Here is a 20,813-nt window from a genome sequence, read left to right as displayed (position 1 = left end):
ATGCGGCGCGCTCCCGCCATTCTATTGTGGAAATCTGTGCTCATGCTCATTGCAGGGTTTGCTCTTTCCGCCTGTTCGGAGAGAGAAGTCATCCTGCCGGGGGAACGGATTTCGATTACATCTTCCAACAGCACTCTTCTGCTTGAGCCTGATGCATCGGCGGCGGCCGAAGGGGCGCAGACAGGCGCCCCACAAGCCAACAGCCATTTTGAAACGCCCGGATTTTCCGATAACCATGCCGGAGGGCATTTCAGCGTCGATCTGCCTCTTCGTGCTGCCTATCATCTGGATGTCGGGATCAATGCCGAGTTGGGAACCGAAGTCGCGCAGCCGGTAGCCGGAGGCGGGAATATCTATACGATCATGCCCCTTGGTGATCTTCGGGCAACGTCGGTTAGCGATGGCAAGCCTGTCTGGCGCAAGGATATCGATGAGTCCACCGATAAAACCCAGGCAAGTATTTCAGGTGGTCTTGGGCTTGAAGGTGATATTCTTTTTGCGCATGCCGGCAAGGAACGTCTCTATGCCCTGAACGCCGCCACGGGGGAGGAGATCTGGTCCACCGATTTTGACGACTTTCTCATCGGCGGGCCAACCATTTCCCTGGATGTGGTGATTGTCACCGATGTCAGCGGCAGGGTCATTGCCGTATCGGCGGCGGATGGCCAGCAGTTGTGGAGCCGCATCGGCAGCCGCGGGGATACACGTGTCACCGGATCATCTTTCCCGGCCATCAGCGATAACGAAGTCATCATCGGTGGTGCCGAAGGCGAGCTGATATCGCTCAGCCTTGATCAGGGGCAGATGAACTGGGGGGAATATCTGTCGCCATCAAACCTGCTGACGGCACTGGATACGTTTTCGGATATCACCGCTCATCCTGTCCATGATGGTGGGCTGGTGGTGGTGATTACCCAGTCCGGCCTCATGGTCGCCTTCAACGCCCGGAGCGGGCGTGTTGTCTGGGAGCATGAGTTGCGGGGCATCACCATGCCCTGGCTGGCCGGGCAGACGATTTTCGTCACCACGGTCAACGGCCAGCTTTACGCCATCAGGCGCGTTGATGGCGCGGTTCGCTGGAAAGCTGATCTGCCCGGCGCGTTTGATATTCTGGAGCCTATTTCCGAAGATGCGTATACCTACGCATCGCCCATTGTGGTTTCGGGCAAGGTTCTTGTTCCGGGAACGACCGGGCAGTTACATATATTTGATGCAGAGACAGGAGAGGCGGAACAGACGCTTTCCACACGCGGACCTGTCACCACCGCACCGATTGTTGTTAATGGAACGGTCTTTACGCTCAACCGTAATGGTGGGCTGACCGCCTTCCGTTGAAGCGACGGGTATAGCCATGTATTCGATAGCGATTGTCGGTGGGCCGAATGTCGGCAAGTCAACCTTGTTCAACCGGCTTGCCGGCCGCAAGCAGGCTATTGTTGATGACAGACCTGGCGTGACACGGGACCGGCGGGAAGCGAAGGGGAGTCTTGCCGATCTCTCTTTTGATCTTGTCGATACGGCCGGGCTTGAAGAATCCGCCCGCGGCAGCCTTGAAGACCGCATGCGCCAGCAGACGGAAAAAGCCATTGAGCTTGCTGACCTCACCCTGCTTGTTTTTGATGCAAGGGAAGGTGTCACGCCGGCGGACAAGTTCTTTGCCAATGAAATTCGCAAGGCCGGGGCAGATGTGGTGCTTATCGGAAACAAATGTGAAGGCAAGGCTGGCCTTGCCGGGGTGGCGGAAGCCTGGTCGCTTGGATTTGGTGCGGCAATTCCAGTTTCTGCGGCCCATGGCGAGGGGATGGGCGATCTCTACGATGCGCTTGTTGAAATAGCAAGCCGGCAGAACCGGCTGGCGGAGCTCACGGGAGATGCCGCTGATGCCCCTGATATTGACGAGGACGAGGTGCTGGAAGACGCACCGGATGGCGCAGAAATCTGGACCGACAAGGGCGCAGACCGCCCCATGCGCATTGCGGTGATCGGCCGTCCGAATATGGGGAAATCCACCCTTGTGAATCGACTGGTTGGTGAGGACAGGCTTCTCACCGGGCCGGAAGCCGGCATCACCAGAGACGCGATTGAAATTCCGTTTACGATTGATGGCCGAGACGTCATCCTGATCGATACCGCCGGCATGCGGCGCAAATCCCGCATCGATGAATTTCTTGAAAAGCAGATGGTGGATGATGCCCTCAGGGCCATCCGGTTTTCCCATGTCTGTATTCTTGCCATTGATGCACGCGAGCCCCTGAACAAGCAGGATCTGGCGATTGCCCGTCTGGTGGCGGAAGAAGGCCGCGCCATGGTGATCGCAGCAAATATGTGGGACGAGGTGGAAAACCGGAGTGAGGTGCTTGAGGAGCTGCGCTATCGGCTGGATCAGTCGCTCGGCCAGATCAGGGGCGTGCCGCTGGTGCCGATCTCAGCGCTCCATGGCAAACGGATTTCCACCCTGATGGAGGAAGCGTTCGGGATCTATGAGCGCTGGAATATGCGTCTTTCCACGTCGCGGGTCAATCGCTGGCTTGAAGGGATGCTTGAAGCGCATCCGCCGCCGCTGGTTCAGGGTAGACGGCTTCGTATCCGATACGCAACCCAGGTCAAGACAAGACCACCCAGTTTTGCCCTTTTCGTCAGCAGACCTGCAGATTTTCCGGATCACTACATGCGTTATCTTGCGGCAGGCTTGCGGCAGGATTTCGGAATGGAGGGCGTGCCGATCCGCCTGATGATGCGCAAGGGCAACAATCCCTACGCCTGACTTTTGCTTCAGGATCCGGTCAGTTGCGATGCGCGCAGGATCTCTCCGTGATAGGGGCAGTCCTCAGCGGCCAGTTTAACAAAGGCCGGGCTGATGTCATCGGGTTGCGTCATTGCCGCAAGATCAGCCCCCGGATAGGCCGAAGCGTACATCCTTGTCGCCACCCCACCGGGATTGAGGATATTCACCTTGAGCGGGGTGGAGGCAACCTCGGCCGCCCAGCATTGGCCCAGCGCTTCAAGGCCTGCCTTGCTCGCGGCATAAGCGGACCAATAGGGGTAGCCTCTGCCATCAGCTGCCGTTGACGTCATCAGGATGGCGCGGCCGGAAGGTGAAAGCCTGAGCAGCGGGTCAAACACCCGGATCATCCGCCAGACCGCGGAAAGGTTGATATCGATCACCTCATCCCAAGTCTCTTCATCCATATGTGAGGCAGGCGTAAGAACCCCGAGAACCCCGGCATTGGCCACCATCACATCCAGCCTGCCCCAGCGTTCATGGATGGCATTGGCCAGTTTCGCCATGGCCGGGCGATCGGCCAGATCCATCGGCACCAGCGTGGCCTTGCCGCCAAGTGCCGTGATCGCATCATCCAGTTCCTCAAGCCCGCCTACGGTGCGGGCCGTGGCAATGATTTCAACTCCGGCTTTGGCAAGGGCGATGGCGGCGGCATATCCAATGCCTCGTGAGGCACCAGTGATGAGGGCTACGCGTGATGATGAACGGGTCATAAGGTTTCGATAACAGAGGTTTTGCTGGTGGAGGTGGTTTGCGGCTTGATCGGATATTCACCGGAAAAACAGGCATCGCAAAATTCCGGTGCGGCGGCGTTGCGGCCAGAAGCAATGCCAAGCGACCGATAGAGCCCGTCCATGGAAATAAAGGCGACGCTGTCGGCGCCGATCTGCCTTGCGATGGAATCCGCATCCATCTTGGCGGCAATCAGCTTGTCCTGATCGGGGGTGTCAACGCCATAAAAGCACGGATGCGTCGTGGGCGGGCTTGCGATACGCATATGAACCTCTTTCGCGCCGGCGCTCCGCATCATGGCAACGATTTTCATCGAAGTGGTGCCGCGCACAATCGAATCATCCACCAGAATGACCGATTTGCCTTTGACGGTCGCCATATTGGCGTTGTGCTTGAGCTTGACACCGGTCTGCCTGCCGCTGTCGGTCGGTTGAATGAAGGTTCGGCCCACGTAATGGTTCCGGATGATCCCGAGCTCGAAGGGAAGCTGGGCTTCTTCTGCAAATCCAAGCGCTGCCGGGACACCCGAATCCGGAACCGGAACAACAATATCAGCGTCAACCATGGCTTCGCGGGCAAGTTCACGGCCGATATTCTTGCGTGCTTCATAGACGCCGCGACCTTCAACCTGGCTGTCCGGGCGGGCAAAATAGATATATTCAAAGACGCAGAACCGAGATTGCACTTTGGCAAAGGGCTTTAATGATGTAAGCCCGTCATCGTTGATCAGCACCATCTCCCCGGGCTCGAGATCGCGGATGTAGCTGGCGCCGATAATATCGAGCGCGCAGGTTTCCGAAGCCATCACATAGGCATTGTCAAGTTTGCCAAGAACGAGAGGTCGCACCCCATGCGGATCACGAACGCCGATCAATCCATCCGGGCATAGCGCAACAAGAGACCAGGCACCTTCAAGTTGTTTCAATGTATCGACGATCCGCTGGCTTGGCGTGTTCTGGTGTGATCTTGCCACCAGATGAACGATGACTTCGGTATCGGTGGTGGACTGCATCAGGCTGCCTGTTTCAACCAGCGACTGCCTCAATCTCTCGGCATTGGTCAGGTTGCCGTTATGGGCAAGAGAAAACCCGCCAAAGGCGAGTTCTGAGACAAAAGGCTGAATATTGCGGATTTCCGGCTTTCCCGTGGTTGAATAGCGGTTATGGCCGATCGCCGCATGACCTTTGAGCTTGTCGAGATGGCCGGCATTGGCATCAAAATTTTCCCCGACATGGCCGATGCCGCGATGGGCGAAATACTCACTTCCATTGGTGCTGACGATACCGGTTGCCTCCTGGCCACGATGCTGAAGGGCATGCAGGCCAAGCGCGGTTAGGACCGAGGCCTCTTTGGTGCCGTAAATCCCGAAGACGGCGCATTCCTCCTGAAACCTGTCAGGCAAGGTGGATAAGGAAGAGGGTTCCGCTGTCATTGGTTTCTCTCGCTTTACTGGCTTGTGCCAGGAATAATCGATTGTTCGTCGGGAAGCAATTCTTCAGTGGCTGATTTTGCGGCGGCACCTATTTCATCAGAGGCTTGCCCGGCCTGGTCGGTGACGGTTCCGATCACCTTATCCCGGAGCGCATCGATATCCTGTTCCGGGATGGTGTCTTCCATGGCCTGACGGATATCATCAGGGGCGATGCCGGACATCATGGAGGCGACAATCCGTGTCGGCACGATAGAGGTGGAGTTCAGCACCTGATCCGGCAATGATGCTTCGTTCCGGGTGACAAGCAGCGCCGTCATGTAGATCACCGCAATGATGACCACCCCGCGAATGATGCCAAAAATAAAGCCAAGTGGCCGGTCCATTGCGCCAAAGGCAAGTTTCTTGAGCCCCGGGGAGATGATATTCGCCAGCAGGAACCAGAAAAAGACGATAGCGATGAACGGCGCGATGAACCCCACTATTTCAGCGATGTTTTCATTGCCGATGGACTCAACCACCAGATCGGTGGTCCATGGCTGAAGAAACCGGGCACCGACAATCGCGACAATCCATCCGGCAAGTCCCATGATCTCTCGCGTTGCCCCCCTGAACGTAGCCAGCACCCCTGAAAGGAAGAGCGTAATCAGCACGACTATGTCAACGGCATTGATGGAGAGATGTTCAAACATGAAAAAGGCTGCTCCTGCCCGGTAAGGTTAAGCGGTATTCAGTATATCCCGTGTCAGTCAATCCCGCCAAGGGTTTCCATGAGTTCCGCCAGACTTGCAACAACATCGGTCATCATTCCGGCTTTTTCAACAGATTTCCCTTTCATGTTCGGCATGATGGCGCGTTCAAAGCCAAGTTTGGCGGCTTCTTTGAGGCGCAGTTCCGGATGCGCCACCCGGCGGACTTCGGCGGCAAGCCCGACCTCACCGAACACCACCGTATTCTTGTTACACGGGCGCCCCGTCACCGAAGAGATCAGCGCCGCGGCCACCGCAAGATCCGCGGCCGGCTCCAGTATCCGTACGCCACCGGCGACATTGAGAAAAATGTCACGGCCGGAAAGCGGCAGGCCAAGTCTGGCTTCAAGCACGGCGGCCAGCATGGAAAGACGTCCAGAATCCCACCCCACCACGTTACGTCTTGGGTTGGCCATCGACGACGGTGCCACCAGTGCCTGAATTTCCACCAGCACCGGCCGCGTTCCCTCGATGCCGGCAAAAACAACCGCGCCGGAAACATCCTCGCGTCGGTCAGCCAGAAACAATTCGGACGGATTGGCGACTTCGGTCAGTCCGGCACCGGACATTTCAAAAACGCCGATCTCGTCCGTGGGGCCGAAGCGGTTTTTCATCCCCCTCAGGATGCGGAAATGATGGCTTCGATCACCTTCGAAATGAAGCACGGTATCCACCATATGTTCAAGGACCTTGGGGCCAGCGATTGCCCCATCCTTGGTAACATGCCCGACAATGAGCACCGCGGTGCGCTGGCGTTTGGCCCCGCGGATGAGCTCATGGGCGCTGGCACGCACCTGACTGACTGTCCCCGGGCCGGATTCCACCCCTGGCAGATGCATGGTCTGGATCGAATCGATGATGGCAAGCGATGTATCAGGCGCGGCGGCAAGCGACGCTGCGATATTGGCGGCATCGGTAGTGGTGGCGATACCGACGCGATCTTCCGATGTGTTGGCAACCCCAAGGCGTTGCGCCCGCATCCTGATCTGGTCCGCCGATTCCTCTCCGGAGAAATACGCCGCCCGATGCCCGTTTGCCGCCATCTGGCACACCGTCTGCAGAAGCAGGGTTGATTTTCCTATCCCGGGGTCACCCCCGATCAGGGTTGCGGAGCCGGGAACAAGCCCGCCGCCAAGCACCCGGTCAAATTCAGGAATACCGGTTGAAATCCGCGCAAGGGGAGGGGTGGTGCTGCGCAGGCTTTCCATAAGAACTTTCTGACCGATGGCACGGCCTGCCGGCCCCGGGGATTTTTCCTCAATCTCTTCTGTAAGGCTGTTCCAGGCGCCGCAATCCTCGCATTTGCCTGTCCATTTCGGGTGCACGGCGCCGCATTGCTGGCACACATAGTGACGCCGCGACCGGGCCATCAGCCGCGCTCCGCCTGAGGGGTGAGAGGGCCATCCGGACGTCCATGGACAAATTGATCCAGTACCGGATTCCCGCTCTTATCCATTTTCCTGATAGGTCCATGCCAGGTGATTTTGCCGTCGTGGATCATCGCGACTTCATCGGCAATCGCCCGAACAGAGGTCATGTCATGGCTGATTGTGATGGCGGTTGCCCCAAGCCGGTCCACGGCTTCCCGGATCAGGCGGTTGATCACCCCCGATGTGATCGGGTCAAGACCGCTGGTGGGTTCATCAAATAGAAGGATCTGCGGCCGGTCGGCGATGGCCCGCGCCAGCGCTACCCGTTTCTGCATCCCCCCTGAAATCTCGGCAGGGTAGAGATCAAGCACCCGGGCCTCAAGATTGACTTCGGCCAATGTCTGGCGTGCCACTTCCCGTGCTTCTTCGGTGCTGATGCGTTTGCCCTGTCGATACCGGAAGACGACATTCTCCCAGACCGGCAGGCTGTCAAAAAGCGCGCCACCCTGAAAGAGCATGCCGAATTTCTGCAGTATCATCTCACGTGTGGCCCGGCTCGCACCAACCGTTTCCACCCCGTCCACGGTGATGGACCCGCTGTCAGGTTCAATCAGTCCAAGCAGGTTCTTGAGCAGCACGGACTTCCCCGTGCCCGAAGCGCCGATGACCGCGATGGATTTGCCTTTCGCAATCGAAAGGTCAAGCTCTCGGAGCACGACCTTGGAGCCGAAGGCCTTGTTCAACTGCCGGATGATGATCTGATCGTCCGCCATGGCTACCTCACGAATACCAGGCCGGTGATGAAGAAATCCGCCACCAGAATGAGAATGGCTGAATAGACCACCGCGTTGGTGGTGGCCCGGCCGACGCCTTCGGCCCCGCGCCCGGAATAATAGCCGTGAAAACATCCCATGATGGAAAGGATGAACCCAAACACCGCCGCCTTGATGAGGCCGAGAATGACGTCAAACGGCTCGAGATATTCAAGCGTGCTGTCAAGATAGCTGGCCGGGCTGAACCCAAGCTGATAGATCGCCACCACATAGCCGCCGAAAACCCCGATAATATCGCCGACGAGAACAAGGAACGGCAGGCAGATCGTCGCCGCAATCACCCGTGGTGCGATGAGATACTGCATCGGCCGTGTGGCCAGGGTGTCCAGCGCATCGATCTGATCGGTGACCCGCATGGTGCCGATTTCGGCGGCCATCGATGCCCCGATCCGTCCTGCCACCATCAACCCGGCCAGCACCGGCCCGAGTTCACGCGTTACGATCAGCACCACCACGGTTGCCACCGAAGCTTCGCCTTCCGCGGAAAACCTCTCCGTGCCGGTGTAGCTCTGCAGCGCGATGACCATCCCGGAAAAGAGCGTCGTAAGCCCCACGACAGGCAGGGAGAAATAACCGATATCTATCGCCTGGCGGAAAAACTGCCGACCATACCAGGGGGGGCGGAAAATCCAGAAAACAGCACTTGCGGTAAACATGGCCAGTTTGCCAAATTGCGCAAGCAGATCTAGGGCGGCCCGGCCTGGAATACGAAGGAAGTTCATCTGTCCTGATTTTCAAATTCTGCCATGATCCTGCCAGCATACTGTCGCTTTGCGCGAAGGCCAAGTGTTGTCAGTATATCATACCCGATCGTATCGCTGTCCCGGGCCATGTCATCGGCAGTATATCCATCATGGATAAGGTCAAGCCAGTCTCCGGGGGCAAGATGGTTCTCGGGCCAGTCGGTGATATCGACAATGGTGGTGTCCATGGAAACCCGGCCGATCACCGGCGCGGCAAACCCATCTTTATGAACCGTGCCCTTGTTGCTGAGCTGGCGGCGCACTCCATCGGCATACCCGCCCGCAACGGTGGCAAGACGCGTGTCCCGCCCGAGGGTGGCGGTGGCGTTATAGCCGACATGCTCGCCGGCTTTCGCCTGCCTGATCTCAAGGACGCGGGCATGAAGGCTGAGCGCTGGGTTGAGATGGGGCGCAAGCGACGGAAGAGGCGGCAGGCCGTAAATCCCGATCCCGGGCCGTGTCATCTGATAATGAAACGCTGGCCCAAGGGCAATCCCGCCGGTGGCGGCAAGACTTGCCGGAATAGAAGGGAAGAGGCGCCGGACCCTGTCAAATGCCGCCCGCTGGGTTTCGCTCTGGGCTGATTGTGGGTCATCAGCGCTGGCGAGATGGGAGAAGATCAGCTTCCAGTCCCCGGCGTTAAGTTTCTCGCTGCTGGCGAGTTCATCAAGGCGATCCGGCCCGGCACCGAGGCGATTCATCCCGGTATCAATCTGGAGCATGGCCGGAATGGGGTTGCCGTGCCGCCGCGCCATATCCGCAAGAAGATCCATCTGGCCCGGGGATGAGATCGCGGGCCATATATCATAGGCACGTACCGCTTCGGTATCTTCGGCATGGAGGCCATCAAAATATCCGATCACTGCCTTGCCGAGATGAGACCTGAGAAGGACGGCTTCATTGATACTTGCCGTGAAGAAGACCCGGCATCCGGCCTGATAGAGGGCGCGGCCGACCATTTCAACACCATGTCCATAGGCATCAGCCTTGATCACGGCTGAGGCTTCCGCCTGACCTGAAAGGGTGTTGAGATTCCGCCAGTTCGCAACCAGCCGGTCAAGATCAATCCGGGCAATCAGGCGCGCCGAGCTACCCATTTTCCCCTAATATCCTTCCGGCAGGTGATCTTCGGCTATGCTGTCAACGAACTTCGTCTGCTCGGCAATGAAGTTTGGCATGATCACCCCGGTGGGGCCGTGGCGTTGTTTGGCGATGATGACTTCCGCCCGTCCTTGCGCTTTTTCAAGGCGTTCTTTCCAGCGTTCGTAGCGGGTGTTGAAAACCTCATCACTGTCGGTGTCGCGGCGATCCGGTTCACTCTTGGAAAGATAGTATTCTTCACGATAGACGAACATGACCACATCGGCGTCCTGTTCGATGGAGCCGGATTCCCTCAAATCCGAGAGATTGGGGCGCTTGTCTTCGCGCTGTTCCACCGCCCTCGACAACTGCGAGAGAGCAAGAACAGGGACATTGAGTTCCTTGGCAACAGATTTCAGCATCCGGGAGATGGAAGATATTTCCTGGACCCGGTTTTCCGTCTTCTGGCCAAGAGGTGCCGACAGAAGCTGAAGATAATCGACAACAATAAGCCCGAGCCCGTTGGTCCGCTTCAGCCGCCGTGCCCGGCTGGCAAGCTGGGAGATGGACAAAGCCGGGGTGTCATCGATGAAGATCGGCGCGGTTTCGATTTCACCTGCGGCCTGGACCAGGTCACGGAACTGGTTGGCCGTCAAATCCCCGCGACGGATGCTTTCAGACGAGATGCCGGATCGTTCCGATAAAATACGGTTTGCCAGCTGTTCGGACGACATTTCAAGTGAAAAGAACGCCACATGCTGCGGGGTTTCGCCGGTGAGGGTGGTGGTGGCGGCGTGAAACGCGATATTGGTGGCAAGTGCGGTCTTCCCCATCCCCGGGCGGCCGGCAAGAATGATCAGATCAGATCGCTGCAACCCGCCGAGAAGCCGGTTCAGGTCTCTGAGCCCGGTACCGATACCGGAAAGTCCGCCACTGCTTTTGGACGCGGCATCAGCCATCTGAATGGCCTGGGTGAGGGAATGGCTGAATGCCCGCAATCCGCCCTGCGCCTGGTCCTGTTCTGCCAGCGTGAAAAGACGTTGTTCGGCTTCCTCGATCTGGGTTTCGGCGGTCATCTCAAGACTTGCGGTCCTGGCTTTCAGGACAACATCTTCTGAAAGCCGGATCAACTCCCGCCGGAGATAGCACTGCCTGATCTCTTCGGCGTATTCCGGTGCTTCCGAAAGGAAGAGCACATTTTCCGTCAGTTGAACCAGATAGGTCTCGATATCCATCCCCTCAAAGGCGGGGTCGCCGACAAAGTAACTTTTCAGCGTCACGGCATTGGCCAGCTGGCCACGGCTGGTGAGGCTCTTGATGGCAGCAAAGATGCGGCCATGCGCCGGATCATGGAAATGATCTTCCCTCAGCCCGTCATTGATCTCTTCGGTGATGGAGTTATCCGTAATGAGCGCCCCGAGCAGGCTTTGTTCTGCTTCAAGGTTATGCGGCAATCGCGCCACCTGTTCCTTCTGGGGGAAGGTGGCGATATTATCGTCGCTTGCAGAACCCTCTGGAGTGGCGGGTGATGTGGGCAGTTTGTCGCTCATCGGGCAAGTCTAGCAAAAACAATCTCGCCCCGGAATAGCCCGGGGCGAGATTGCTCTTGTGGATAATGGGGATAACGGGGGTAACCCCTTCTCCCTATTTATGGACGTATTACTCGGTGGCGGCGGTGTCTTCATCCGCATTGTCCGCCGCATCATCAGAAGCGGTCGCCGGGGACGTATCTTCGTCCTCGCCGCCGGTTGTGTCTTCTTCAGCTTCCTGAGCTGCCACACGCTCGGCTGCAAGACGCGCAGCTTCGGCGGCTTCTTCACGTTCACGTTCGGCAATATCGCTGATAATGGCGCGGCCGAGGCGCTGCTGTTCAGCGGCTTCATCGGCACTGCGTGCAATATTGACGGTGACATTGACGGAAACTTCCGGATGCAGAACAACCCGAACATCAAAAAGACCAAGTGTCTTGATCGCGGTGTTGAGATCGACCTGGTTTTTGGAAATGGTGAAACCGGCATCGGTCACCAGATCAGCGATATCACGGCTGCTGGCTGATCCATAGAGCTGGCCCATTTCGGAGGCCGCCCGGATCAGACTCACGCTGAGCCCTTCCATCTTGCGGGCCATATCCTCAGCTTCGCCTTTGCGGGCCAGGTTGTCGGCTTCGAGTTGCGCGCGTTCGCCTTCGAAGCGCTTCTTGTTTTCCTCGGTGGCGCGGAGAGCTTTGCCTTTGGGCAGCAGGAAGTTGCGCGCATAGCCGGGTTTCACCTTAACAAGGTCACCCATCTGGCCCAGGTTTTCCACACGCTCAAGCAGGATGATTTCCATGATATTTCTCCCTTAGCTTACAACATATGGCATGAGCGCCAGATGCCGCGCACGCTTGATGGCCGTGGTCAGTTCACGCTGTTTCTTCGCGGAAACGGCGGAAATGCGGCTTGGAACGATTTTGCCACGTTCAGTCGTGAAGCGCTGAAGAAGCTTGACGTCTTTATAGTCAATCTTTGGTGAATTTGGGCTTGAGAACGGGCAGGACTTGCGGCGACGCCCTTGCGGACGGCGAACAGAAGCACGTTTGATTTCAAGCTGGGCCATGATTTATTCTCCTTCCGCTTCTCTGTCGTCATGCGATGGACGGTCTGACTTGGACTGCATCATGACCGAAGGCTCATCATCAACTTCGTCGATCTTGATGGTCAGGATGCGAAGAATATCTTCATTAAGCCCGATCTTGCGGTCATATTCGCTCATCGTTGCGGCGTCGGCTTCGATGTTGAACATGACGTAATGGCCCTTGCGGTTCTTCTTGATCCGGTAGGCCAGGCTTTTCAGCCCCCAATATTCTTTTTTGAGAATTTTGCCGCCGCCTTCGGTAATGATGCCGGCGAATTCGTCACAAAGAGCATCAACCTGTCCGGTTGAAATGTCCTGCCGCGCAATAAATACGCTTTCGTATAGACGCATACTGGTTCCCCTTCTGGCTAATCTGGTGCTGCTGCACCAAGCCGGCAACATATGCGTGGAGCTGCCGGCAAGAGGTTGAACGAACGTGCCCGAGGCACATGTGATGTGGCTTTATACATGACCTGACAGAGAATGCAAGCGCAACAAGCCATGCAAAACATGGAAGTTCAGGGCTTGCGAAAGATATATCCATGGCAGTATAACCATCGAGACAATAGGTTGGGTTAATTCCTTTCTCGATACCGTTCCACCACAATGAGGCATGACATGCTCAAAGGTCTGATTTCTCCTGTTCTGACACCGTTCAACGATGATCTGTCCATCGCAACAGACCTTTATATCGATCTCGCCAGAAGGTTGTTGAGTGAAGGTGGATGCGCAGGTCTCGCGCCATTTGGCACAACCGGGGAGGCCTTGTCCGTCGGCATCGATGAACGCATGGCCGCGCTCGATGCCCTGATCGATGCCGGTATTGACCCGAAAGTTCTGATCCCGGGAACAGGCCTGACCAATCTTGTTGATACAACCCGGTTGACGCGGCACGCCGTCGAACATGGCTGTCTCGGCGCCATGATCCTGCCTGCCTTCTATTTCAAGGGCGTGAGTGATGAGGGCCTGTTCAGCTATTACAGCCGCCTGATCGAGATGGTGGATCATCCGGGTTTGCGCATTTATCTCTACCATATCCCGCAGGTTTCGGGCGTCGGGCTTTCGATTGATCTGGTGCGCCGTCTTCATTCGGCTTTCCCGGAGATCGTCGTCGGCATCAAGGATTCTTCCGGGGACTGGGAAAATACCAAAGCTCTTCTGTCGATCGACGGGCTGATCACCTATCCGGGGGCTGAACTGCCCGTGATTGACGCTGTCCGCGCCGGGGCTCCGGGATGCATTTCCGCAACAGCAAATCTGAACGGCAAGCGGATCGCCGAGGTCATTGACCTCAGCCATCAGGGGCGTTGGGAGGAGGCCGAAGCGAAACATCAGGATGTCAGGGGAATTCGGCTTCTGTTTCAGGATTATGCGCCAATTCCTGCCCAGAAAGCGCTGCTGGCCAGGGCCTTGGATGAGCCGCGCTGGAACAATCTTCGTCCACCGCTCATGGCCATGGCCGAAGATAAGGTGATCGCCCTTGAAGACGCGCTCAAATCAGGGTTTGACTTCACGGTTTGAGAGGGCGGCGAAACATGGGGCGAATGGAACACCCGCGGGGATAAATCTAGCCGTGAAATTTTGTCTCAGCCCATGTTTTGATCTTGATCTCTTTAGTCCATGATGGAATAAGGTATACCAAGAATACGTTCGGGGGATTAAATGGAAGCCTATCTTGAGGAATATCTGCCAATTGCCATCTTTCTGGCTATCGCCCTGACCTTGGCGGCGGCCTTTGTAATCGGCTCTGTCCTCGTTGGTGCGCAGCGTCCTGATCCCGAAAAGCTGAGCGCGTATGAATGCGGATTTGAAGCATTTGATGATTCCCGCAGCCGCTTTGATATCCGGTTTTACCTTGTTGCGATCCTGTTCATTATTTTTGATCTTGAAGTGGCGTTTCTCTTTCCATGGGCCGTGTCGCTGGGTGAAACAGGTGCCTTTGGCTTCTGGTCCATGATGGTGTTTCTCCTCGTCCTGACGGTCGGTTTTGTCTATGAATGGAAAAAGGGAGCCCTCGACTGGGATTGATGTCATGGGATTGATTACCTCACCGAATACAAACCCGATCCCGCCAGGCGCTGACCAGGACGCCATTCTTGCCGCGGTGGGTGATGAGATTGCCAACAGGGGATTTGTCATCGCCCAGGCAGACAAGCTTTTCAACTGGGCGCGTTCAGGTTCGCTCTGGCCCATGACATTCGGTCTTGCCTGCTGCGCAGTTGAGATGATGCATTCGGCGGCCAGCCGCTATGATATGGACCGTTTCGGGATGCTGTTCCGGCCGAGCCCACGCCAGTCCGACGTGATGATCGTTGCCGGTACGCTCACCAACAAGATGGCGCCTGCCCTGCGCAAGGTCTATGATCAGATGGCGGAACCACGCTGGGTGCTCTCGATGGGGTCATGCGCCAATGGGGGCGGCTATTACCATTATTCCTACGCGGTGGTTCGTGGCTGTGATCGCATTGTGCCGGTGGATGTTTACGTTCCTGGCTGTCCGCCAACCGCTGAAGCGCTTATTTACGGACTCCTGCAGTTGCAGAAGAAAATTCGCCGAACGGCAACAATTGCGCGCTGATCTCTATAGGAAGTTAAGATGTCGAAATCCTCCATGGGCGGGGCACTTGCAAAACAGAATGAGGCGCTGGAAAACCTCCAGCTTCAGGTTGAGTCTGTTCTCGCCGGCCGAACGCTCAGCGCCCGTGTCTTCAGGGGGGAATTGACCTTCGAGATCCCGGTTGATGAAATTCCCGGAATTCTGCTTAAACTAAAGGATGATAGCGGCGGTGGTTTCACCCAGCTTTCTGATCTGACAGCCGTTGATTATCCCTCACGCTCCAAAAGATTTGAGCTGGTCTATCAGCTTCTCAGCGTTCGCCTCAATCAGCGCCTGCGTCTGGTCGCATCGGTGGCGGATGGCGAGATTGTGCCTTCGGTCAGCCATATCTTTTCCTCCGCAATATGGGCGGAACGTGAAGTCTGGGACATGTTCGGCATTTTCTTCCGGGGTCATGGCGATCTTCGGCGTCTGCTGACGGATTACGGGTTTGAAGGTCACCCGCTCAGAAAGGATTTTCCGCTCACCGGAACCGTGGAGACACGCTACGACGACAGCGAGAAAAGAGTTGTCTATGAGCCGGTCAGCCTGACACAGGAATTCCGCGATTTTGATTTCATGAGCCCGTGGGAAGGCATGCAGACCGCCATGCGCCAGGATGATCCTCGTCCGGATACAGATCAGGGCGAAGGAAAGGAATAAGGGATGGCTGAAGCACAGATCAAACCTCTTACGATGAATTTCGGCCCCCAGCATCCCGCCGCCCACGGCGTGTTGCGCCTTGTTCTGGAAATGGATGGTGAGGTGATCGAACGGGCAGACCCGCATATCGGTCTTTTGCATCGCGGCACGGAAAAACTGATCGAACACAAAACCTATCTGCAGGCTCTGCCGTATTTTGACCGGCTTGATTATGTCTCGCCGATGAATCAGGAGCACGCTTTCGCGCTGGCGGTAGAAAAGCTGATGCAGATCGAGGTGCCGCGGCGGGCGCAGTTTATCCGCGTTCTCTATTGCGAGATTGGCCGCATCCTCAATCACCTGCTGAACCTCACGACATTTGCGATCGATGTCGGGGCGATGACGCCGCTGCTCTGGGGATTTGAAGAACGCGAAGAGCTGATGGGATTTTACGAGCGGGCTTCCGGTGCCCGGCTTCATGCCGCCTATTTCCGGCCCGGCGGGGTGCATCAGGACCTGCCTGATGGTCTGGTTGATGATATTCTGGACTGGGCTGGCCGTTTCCCTTCCTTTATCGATGATATGGAAACCCTGCTGACCGATAACCGGATCTTCAAACAACGGACAGTGGATATCGGGGTTGTCACCCTTGATGAAGCTCTTGATCTCGGGTTTTCAGGCCCCTGCATCCGGGCCTCGGGCCTGCCGTGGGATTTGCGCAAAACCCAGCCCTATGATGTCTATGATGAGATGGAATTCGATATTCCAACCGGCAAGACAGGGGACTGTTACGCGAGGTACCTTGTCCGGATAGAAGAGATGCGGCAATCCTTGCGTATTATCAGGCAGGCGATTGAAAACATGCCCAACGGTCCTGTGCTGGCCGAAGATCACAAGGTGACGCCACCTCGGCGTGATGAGATGAAAACATCGATGGAAGCCCTGATCCATCATTTCAAACTTTATACCGAAGGTTTCCACGTTCCGGCAGGTGAAACCTATACCGCGGTTGAAGCCCCGAAAGGTGAATTTGGCGTCTATATCGTATCGGATGGGACAAACAAGCCGTATCGATGCAAGATCAGGGCGCCGGGTTTTGCCTTCATGTCGTCGATGGATCAGTTGTCGCGCGGGCATATGTTGGCAGACAGCGTCGCCATTCTCGGGTCGCTCGATGTTGTTTTTGGAGAAATCGACCGATGAGCATTTCAAGCCGCATCGCCGAAGATCAGCCGGAAAAATTCGCTTTCACGGCCGAAAACAAGGCCAGGATCAAGACTATTCTGGCGAAATATCCCAAGGATCGCAAAGCCAGCGCGGTGCTGCCCCTGCTTGATCTTGCCCAGCGCCAGCATGACAACTGGGTGCCGATGAAAGCCATTGAGGAAATCGCCAATATTCTCGATATGGCGGAAATTCGCGTTCTTGAAGTGGCGACTTTCTACACGATGTTCAATCTTCGTCCGGTGGGCAAATATTTTATTCAGGCTTGCGGCACAACGCCCTGCTGGCTGCGCGGCAGCGATGACGTGATGCGCTGTATCAAGGACAAGGTCGGGATCAGCAACGGCGAGACGAGCCCTGATGGTAAATTCACCCTTCTTGAGGTTGAATGCCTCGGGGCTTGCGTCAACGCGCCCATGGTTCAGATCAACGATGATTATTATGAAGACCTGGATTACGAGGGCATGGCGGTACTGCTGGACCGGCTCAAGCAGGATGATGTTCCGCCCGCTGGATCCATCAAGGGCAGACAGGGTTCACAGCCGGCGCCCGGGCCAACTTCACTTTCTTCTGTAACGCCAATTTCGGGCAAAACAAGAAAAGCGGTCAAATCCGCCCGTAAAGGAGGCTGACATGCTGGCCGATGAAAACCGGATTTTCACCAATATCTATGGCTGGGAATCGGCAAGTCTTGAGGCGGCGCGCAACCGTGGTGACTGGAGCCGTACCGCGCAACTGATGAAGAAAGGCCCGGATGCTCTCATCGACATTGTCAAGGCATCGGGGTTGCGGGGGCGCGGCGGTGCCGGTTTCCCGACAGGGCTGAAATGGTCGTTCATGCCAAAAGAAGTCAAGGACCGGCCCCATTATCTCGTCGTCAATGCCGATGAGAGTGAGCCCGGAACCTGCAAGGACCGTGATATCATCCGCCATGAACCACATAAACTGGTTGAAGGTTGCCTGCTTGCGGGTTTTGCCATGCGCGCCAACGCCGCCTATATCTATATCCGGGGCGAATTTGTGAACGAAGCCATTGCCCTGCAGAAAGCCATCGACGAAGCCTATGATGCGGGGCTTCTTGGCAAGAATGCCGCCAAATCAGGCTGGGATTTTGACCTTTATCTTCATCGCGGGGCAGGGGCCTATATCTGCGGTGAGGAAACAGCGCTGATCGAATCCCTCGAAGGCAAGAAAGGCCAGCCACGCCTGAAGCCGCCATTTCCGGCAGGTGTAGGTCTTTATGGTTGCCCGACCACGGTGAACAATGTGGAAACCATTGCCGTCGTACCGACGATCCTGCGCCGCGGGGCGGACTGGTTTGCCGGTCTTGGCCGTGAAAACAATACCGGCAGCAAGCTTTTCTGCATTTCCGGCCATGTCAACAATCCCTGCAATGTCGAGGAAGAGATGGGCATTCCGCTCAAGGAGCTGATCGAAAAACACGCCGGCGGCGTCCGCGGGGGCTGGGATAACCTGCTGGCAATCATCCCCGGCGGATCATCAACACCCCTCATGCCGAAATCGGTCTGTGATAACATGCTGATGGATTTTGACAGTTTGCGGGCGGCAGGCACCGGACTGGGCACGGCCGGGGTGATCGTGATGGATAAGTCAACAGATATCATTCAGGCCATCGCCCGGATTTCCTATTTCTACAAACATGAATCCTGCGGCCAGTGCACGCCATGCCGTGAAGGCACCGGATGGATGTATCGCATGATGGACAGGCTGGTCCGCGGTGAGGCCGAGGTCGATGAAATCGATGTGCTTGAAAACGTGACACGTCAGGTTGAAGGACACACGATCTGCGCCCTTGGTGATGCTGCCGCCTGGCCCATTCAGGGGTTGATCAAGCATTTCCGGGGTGAGATCGAGAATCGCATCGCCGCGCGCAAATCCGCAGCGGTGGCGGAATAGGGGGCAAGGATGATCACGGTCACGGTTGATGGCATAGAAGTCGAGGTCGAAGACGGCGCCACGGTGCTGCAGGCCTGTGAAGCTGCCGGCAAGGAAATTCCGCGCTTCTGTTATCATGAGCGCCTGTCGATTGCCGGCAACTGCCGGATGTGTCTTGTTGAAATGGAACGCGCGCCAAAGCCCGTTGCGTCCTGCGCCATGCCGGCTGGCAATGGCATGGTCATCAAGACAGACAGCGAGATGGTGCGCAAGGCCCGCGAAGGCGTGATGGAATTCATGCTGATCAACCACCCGCTCGATTGCCCGATCTGTGATCAGGGTGGAGAGTGCGACCTGCAGGATCAGGCCATGGGGTATGGCGGCGACAGAAGCCGGTATCTTGAACCCAAACGGGCGGTTGAAAACAAGCATATGGGCCCGCTGATTTCGACCATCATGACCCGCTGTATTCACTGCACGCGCTGCGTCCGGTTTTCCACCGAAGTGGCCGGGGTCAACGATCTTGGCGCGATTGGCCGTGGTGAAGCCATGGAAATCACCACCTATCTTGAAAAATCACTGGCCTCGGAGCTTTCAGGAAATGTTGTTGATCTCTGCCCCGTTGGCGCGCTGACGAGCCGGCCTTACGCATTCAACGCCCGCCCGTGGGAGCTGAGCCATACGGAAACCGTCGATGTGATGGATGCCGTCGGCAGCTCGATCCGGGTAGATACCCGCGGCAATCAGGTGATGCGGGTTCTGCCCCGGGTCAATGATGATATCAACGAAGAATGGATTTCCGACAAGACCCGCCATGCGCATGATGGCCTTCAGCGTCAGCGACTTGATCGCCCTTTCATGCGCGGGGCCAACGGCCGCCTTGCCGAAGCCAGTTGGGAAGATGTGTTCGCCAAAATCCGCACCAGAATAAAAAAGGCCTCGCCTGAGAAGATTGCAGCGCTTGCCGGTGACCAGTGCGATACTGAATCCATGTATGCGCTGAAAACGCTGCTGGAGGCGCTGGGCAGCCCGAATATGGATTGCCGCCAGGATGGCAGCCTGCTCGATGCAAGCAACAGATCTTCCTATATCTTCAATTCCGGCTTCAACGGCATGGAAGAGACGGATTTCGTGTTGCTGGTGGGCACAAATCCACGTCACGAGGCGGCGGTGATCAACGCAAGACTGCGGCGGCGCTGGCTTCACGACGGGCTTGAGATTGCCCGTCTCGGTGCCCCGGTTGATCTCACCTACCCGGTCCGTGAACTTGGTGAAGATGCAAGTATCCTCAAGGATCTCGCTGACGGAAAAAGCCCTGTTTTCAACAAGATGAAAAAAGCTCGAAAGCCCATGATCATCATCGGTCAGGGGGCGTTGACGCGAAAAGACAGCAAGGCCATTCTCGGCGCCTTGAGCCGTCTTGCCAAAGCTGCTGGCGTAGTGAAAGATGATTGGAACGGGTTTAATATCCTGCATACGGCGGCGGCGCGTGTCGGCGGCCTCGATATCGGATTTGTTCCGTCAAAAGGCGGCAAGGACACGCAAGCCATTCTCAAGGCGGCGAAATCCGGTGATCTTGATGTGCTCTATCTGCTCGGTGCGGATGAGCTCGATCTCACCGGCATTTCATCCAGAACATTCGTGATCTATCAGGGAAGTCATGGCGATGCCGGGGCGCGGGTCGCGGATGTTGTCCTGCCCGGCGCGGCATGGTGCGAGAAAGACGCCACGTTTGTGAATACCGAAGGCCGGGTTCAGTTTGCGCCGCGTGCCACCTTCCCGCCAGGGGATGCGCGCCAGGACTGGTCGATCATCCGAGCGCTTTCGGCTGTGCTGGGCAAAACCCTGCCCTTTGACACGCTGGAAAATCTTCGCGCCCGGATGGAGGCTGCCTGTCCGGTTCTCCGTGAACGCGATGTGCTCGTTGTATCACGGTTCAAGGGGGTCAATTCTTCGGCCAGTATTTCCACATCACCTCTCGGCTATGCGCTTGGCGCCGGGACGGGGACAAGTTTCTACATGACCTGCCCGATCAGCCGCAATTCGGTGACCATGGCCGCGTGTATCGACGCGTTTGAAGGCGAGATGAAGGGAGCGGCCGAATAATGGACATGATCCTTTCCA

20 protein-coding genes and 1 pseudogene are annotated in these 20,813 nt (G+C 56.8%); 10 read left to right on the top strand and 11 right to left on the bottom strand.

The genetic code is table 11. The annotated features are described in order from the left end of the window. Together AB8880_06580 and der are read left to right on the top strand one after the other, a co-directional pair. A complete protein-coding gene (locus tag AB8880_06580) occupies positions 1 to 1,335 on the top strand; it encodes a PQQ-binding-like beta-propeller repeat protein (GenBank protein XDZ64600.1) in 1,335 nt (444 codons plus the stop codon). A gap of 16 nt (positions 1,336 to 1,351) precedes the next feature. After that, on the top strand, positions 1,352 to 2,764 hold the full coding sequence (gene der, locus AB8880_06575) for a ribosome biogenesis GTPase Der (GenBank protein XDZ64599.1): 1,413 nt from the start codon (positions 1,352 to 1,354) through the stop codon (positions 2,762 to 2,764). 8 nt (positions 2,765 to 2,772) lie between these two features. Here der and AB8880_06570 read toward each other — a convergent pair whose 3' ends face one another. The 11 genes and pseudogenes from AB8880_06570 to rpsF all read right to left on the bottom strand — a co-directional run bounded on the left by AB8880_06570 (position 2,773) and on the right by rpsF (position 12,682). Then, positions 2,773 to 3,495, bottom strand: coding sequence for an SDR family NAD(P)-dependent oxidoreductase (locus AB8880_06570; protein XDZ64598.1), 723 nt, complete (start codon positions 3,493 to 3,495; stop codon positions 2,773 to 2,775). Further along, the gene (purF, locus tag AB8880_06565; GenBank protein XDZ64597.1) at positions 3,492 to 4,946 is read right to left on the bottom strand and encodes an amidophosphoribosyltransferase; all 1,455 of its coding nucleotides are present in this window, start codon (positions 4,944 to 4,946) and stop codon (positions 3,492 to 3,494) included. The genes AB8880_06570 and purF overlap by 4 nt, the downstream gene beginning before the upstream one ends. A gap of 14 nt (positions 4,947 to 4,960) precedes the next feature. After that, positions 4,961 to 5,635: a CvpA family protein gene (locus AB8880_06560; GenBank protein XDZ64596.1), complete on the bottom strand. Its 675-nt coding sequence runs from the start codon at positions 5,633 to 5,635 to the stop codon at positions 4,961 to 4,963. Positions 5,636 to 5,688: 53 nt separating this feature from the next. After that, entirely contained in the window at positions 5,689 to 7,062 is a 1,374-nt protein-coding gene (radA, locus tag AB8880_06555) for a DNA repair protein RadA (GenBank protein XDZ64595.1), read from the bottom strand. Further along, positions 7,062 to 7,835 (bottom strand): ABC transporter ATP-binding protein, encoded by a 774-nt coding sequence (locus AB8880_06550; GenBank protein ID XDZ64594.1) that lies wholly within the window; start codon positions 7,833 to 7,835, stop codon positions 7,062 to 7,064. The genes radA and AB8880_06550 overlap by 1 nt, the downstream gene beginning before the upstream one ends. A gap of 2 nt (positions 7,836 to 7,837) precedes the next feature. Beyond that, complete coding sequence (locus tag AB8880_06545) at positions 7,838 to 8,617, bottom strand: MlaE family ABC transporter permease (protein XDZ64593.1); 780 nt, start codon at positions 8,615 to 8,617, stop codon at positions 7,838 to 7,840. Further along, positions 8,614 to 9,735, bottom strand: coding sequence for an alanine racemase (gene alr, locus AB8880_06540; GenBank protein XDZ64592.1), 1,122 nt, complete (start codon positions 9,733 to 9,735; stop codon positions 8,614 to 8,616). Before alr ends, AB8880_06545 begins: the two co-directional genes overlap by 4 nt. 6 nt (positions 9,736 to 9,741) lie before the next feature. Further along, positions 9,742 to 11,268 (bottom strand): replicative DNA helicase, encoded by a 1,527-nt coding sequence (locus tag AB8880_06535; GenBank protein XDZ64591.1) that lies wholly within the window; start codon positions 11,266 to 11,268, stop codon positions 9,742 to 9,744. A 109-nt stretch (positions 11,269 to 11,377) separates the two neighbouring features. Continuing rightward, the gene (gene rplI, locus AB8880_06530) at positions 11,378 to 12,046 is read right to left on the bottom strand and encodes a 50S ribosomal protein L9 (protein XDZ64590.1); all 669 of its coding nucleotides are present in this window, start codon (positions 12,044 to 12,046) and stop codon (positions 11,378 to 11,380) included. A 12-nt stretch (positions 12,047 to 12,058) separates the two neighbouring features. Next, positions 12,059 to 12,313 carry a 30S ribosomal protein S18 gene (gene rpsR, locus AB8880_06525; GenBank protein XDZ64589.1) on the bottom strand — a complete coding sequence of 85 codons (255 nt, stop codon included), beginning with the start codon at positions 12,311 to 12,313 and terminating at the stop codon, positions 12,059 to 12,061. A 45-nt stretch (positions 12,314 to 12,358) separates the two neighbouring features. Next, positions 12,359 to 12,682, bottom strand: a pseudogene (rpsF, locus tag AB8880_06520) (30S ribosomal protein S6). Between the two features lie 267 nt (positions 12,683 to 12,949). Here rpsF and AB8880_06515 point away from each other — a divergent pair. The 8 genes from AB8880_06515 to nuoG all read left to right on the top strand — a co-directional run bounded on the left by AB8880_06515 (position 12,950) and on the right by nuoG (position 20,795). Continuing rightward, positions 12,950 to 13,852, top strand: coding sequence for a dihydrodipicolinate synthase family protein (locus tag AB8880_06515; GenBank protein XDZ64588.1), 903 nt, complete (start codon positions 12,950 to 12,952; stop codon positions 13,850 to 13,852). A 141-nt stretch (positions 13,853 to 13,993) separates the two neighbouring features. Further along, a complete protein-coding gene (locus AB8880_06510) occupies positions 13,994 to 14,359 on the top strand; it encodes an NADH-quinone oxidoreductase subunit A (protein XDZ64587.1) in 366 nt (121 codons plus the stop codon). Between the two features lie 4 nt (positions 14,360 to 14,363). After that, positions 14,364 to 14,909, top strand: a complete 546-nt coding sequence (locus AB8880_06505) for an NADH-quinone oxidoreductase subunit B family protein (GenBank protein XDZ64586.1) — start codon at positions 14,364 to 14,366, stop codon at positions 14,907 to 14,909. An 18-nt stretch (positions 14,910 to 14,927) separates the two neighbouring features. Beyond that, a complete protein-coding gene (locus AB8880_06500) occupies positions 14,928 to 15,590 on the top strand; it encodes an NADH-quinone oxidoreductase subunit C (protein XDZ64585.1) in 663 nt (220 codons plus the stop codon). Positions 15,591 to 15,593: 3 nt separating this feature from the next. After that, positions 15,594 to 16,772: an NADH-quinone oxidoreductase subunit D gene (locus AB8880_06495; protein ID XDZ64584.1), complete on the top strand. Its 1,179-nt coding sequence runs from the start codon at positions 15,594 to 15,596 to the stop codon at positions 16,770 to 16,772. Beyond that, positions 16,769 to 17,425 (top strand): NADH-quinone oxidoreductase subunit NuoE, encoded by a 657-nt coding sequence (nuoE, locus tag AB8880_06490; protein XDZ64583.1) that lies wholly within the window; start codon positions 16,769 to 16,771, stop codon positions 17,423 to 17,425. The genes AB8880_06495 and nuoE overlap by 4 nt, the downstream gene beginning before the upstream one ends. Position 17,426: 1 nt before the next feature. Beyond that, positions 17,427 to 18,710, top strand: coding sequence for an NADH-quinone oxidoreductase subunit NuoF (gene nuoF, locus AB8880_06485; GenBank protein ID XDZ64582.1), 1,284 nt, complete (start codon positions 17,427 to 17,429; stop codon positions 18,708 to 18,710). A gap of 9 nt (positions 18,711 to 18,719) precedes the next feature. After that, positions 18,720 to 20,795 (top strand): NADH-quinone oxidoreductase subunit NuoG, encoded by a 2,076-nt coding sequence (gene nuoG / locus AB8880_06480; protein XDZ64581.1) that lies wholly within the window; start codon positions 18,720 to 18,722, stop codon positions 20,793 to 20,795. Positions 20,796 to 20,813: the final 18 nt, after the last annotated feature.

The organism is Alphaproteobacteria bacterium LSUCC0684, from assembly GCA_041228335.1.
In the GTDB taxonomy this organism is placed as follows: Bacteria; Pseudomonadota; Alphaproteobacteria; order Puniceispirillales; family UBA1172.
Note: the sequence above shows the minus strand (reverse complement) of the source record. Positions and strands in the feature narration are given on the sequence as shown.

Excerpts from the sequence above, each read along its gene's own strand:
- AB8880_06580 (XDZ64600.1), top strand. The coding sequence starts at position 1 with ATGCGGCGCGCTCCCGCCATTCTATTGTGGAAATCTGTGCTCATGCTC.
- der (XDZ64599.1), top strand. The coding sequence starts at position 1,352 with ATGTATTCGATAGCGATTGTCGGTGGGCCGAATGTCGGCAAGTCAACC.
- AB8880_06570 (XDZ64598.1), bottom strand. The coding sequence starts at position 3,495 with ATGACCCGTTCATCATCACGCGTAGCCCTCATCACTGGTGCCTCACGA.
- purF (XDZ64597.1), bottom strand. The coding sequence starts at position 4,946 with ATGACAGCGGAACCCTCTTCCTTATCCACCTTGCCTGACAGGTTTCAG.
- AB8880_06560 (XDZ64596.1), bottom strand. The coding sequence starts at position 5,635 with ATGTTTGAACATCTCTCCATCAATGCCGTTGACATAGTCGTGCTGATT.
- radA (XDZ64595.1), bottom strand. The coding sequence starts at position 7,062 with ATGGCCCGGTCGCGGCGTCACTATGTGTGCCAGCAATGCGGCGCCGTG.
- AB8880_06550 (XDZ64594.1), bottom strand. The coding sequence starts at position 7,835 with ATGGCGGACGATCAGATCATCATCCGGCAGTTGAACAAGGCCTTCGGC.
- AB8880_06545 (XDZ64593.1), bottom strand. The coding sequence starts at position 8,617 with ATGAACTTCCTTCGTATTCCAGGCCGGGCCGCCCTAGATCTGCTTGCG.
- alr (XDZ64592.1), bottom strand. The coding sequence starts at position 9,735 with ATGGGTAGCTCGGCGCGCCTGATTGCCCGGATTGATCTTGACCGGCTG.
- AB8880_06535 (XDZ64591.1), bottom strand. The coding sequence starts at position 11,268 with ATGAGCGACAAACTGCCCACATCACCCGCCACTCCAGAGGGTTCTGCA.
- rplI (XDZ64590.1), bottom strand. The coding sequence starts at position 12,046 with ATGGAAATCATCCTGCTTGAGCGTGTGGAAAACCTGGGCCAGATGGGT.
- rpsR (XDZ64589.1), bottom strand. The coding sequence starts at position 12,313 with ATGGCCCAGCTTGAAATCAAACGTGCTTCTGTTCGCCGTCCGCAAGGG.
- AB8880_06515 (XDZ64588.1), top strand. The coding sequence starts at position 12,950 with ATGCTCAAAGGTCTGATTTCTCCTGTTCTGACACCGTTCAACGATGAT.
- AB8880_06510 (XDZ64587.1), top strand. The coding sequence starts at position 13,994 with ATGGAAGCCTATCTTGAGGAATATCTGCCAATTGCCATCTTTCTGGCT.
- AB8880_06505 (XDZ64586.1), top strand. The coding sequence starts at position 14,364 with ATGGGATTGATTACCTCACCGAATACAAACCCGATCCCGCCAGGCGCT.
- AB8880_06500 (XDZ64585.1), top strand. The coding sequence starts at position 14,928 with ATGTCGAAATCCTCCATGGGCGGGGCACTTGCAAAACAGAATGAGGCG.
- AB8880_06495 (XDZ64584.1), top strand. The coding sequence starts at position 15,594 with ATGGCTGAAGCACAGATCAAACCTCTTACGATGAATTTCGGCCCCCAG.
- nuoE (XDZ64583.1), top strand. The coding sequence starts at position 16,769 with ATGAGCATTTCAAGCCGCATCGCCGAAGATCAGCCGGAAAAATTCGCT.
- nuoF (XDZ64582.1), top strand. The coding sequence starts at position 17,427 with ATGCTGGCCGATGAAAACCGGATTTTCACCAATATCTATGGCTGGGAA.
- nuoG (XDZ64581.1), top strand. The coding sequence starts at position 18,720 with ATGATCACGGTCACGGTTGATGGCATAGAAGTCGAGGTCGAAGACGGC.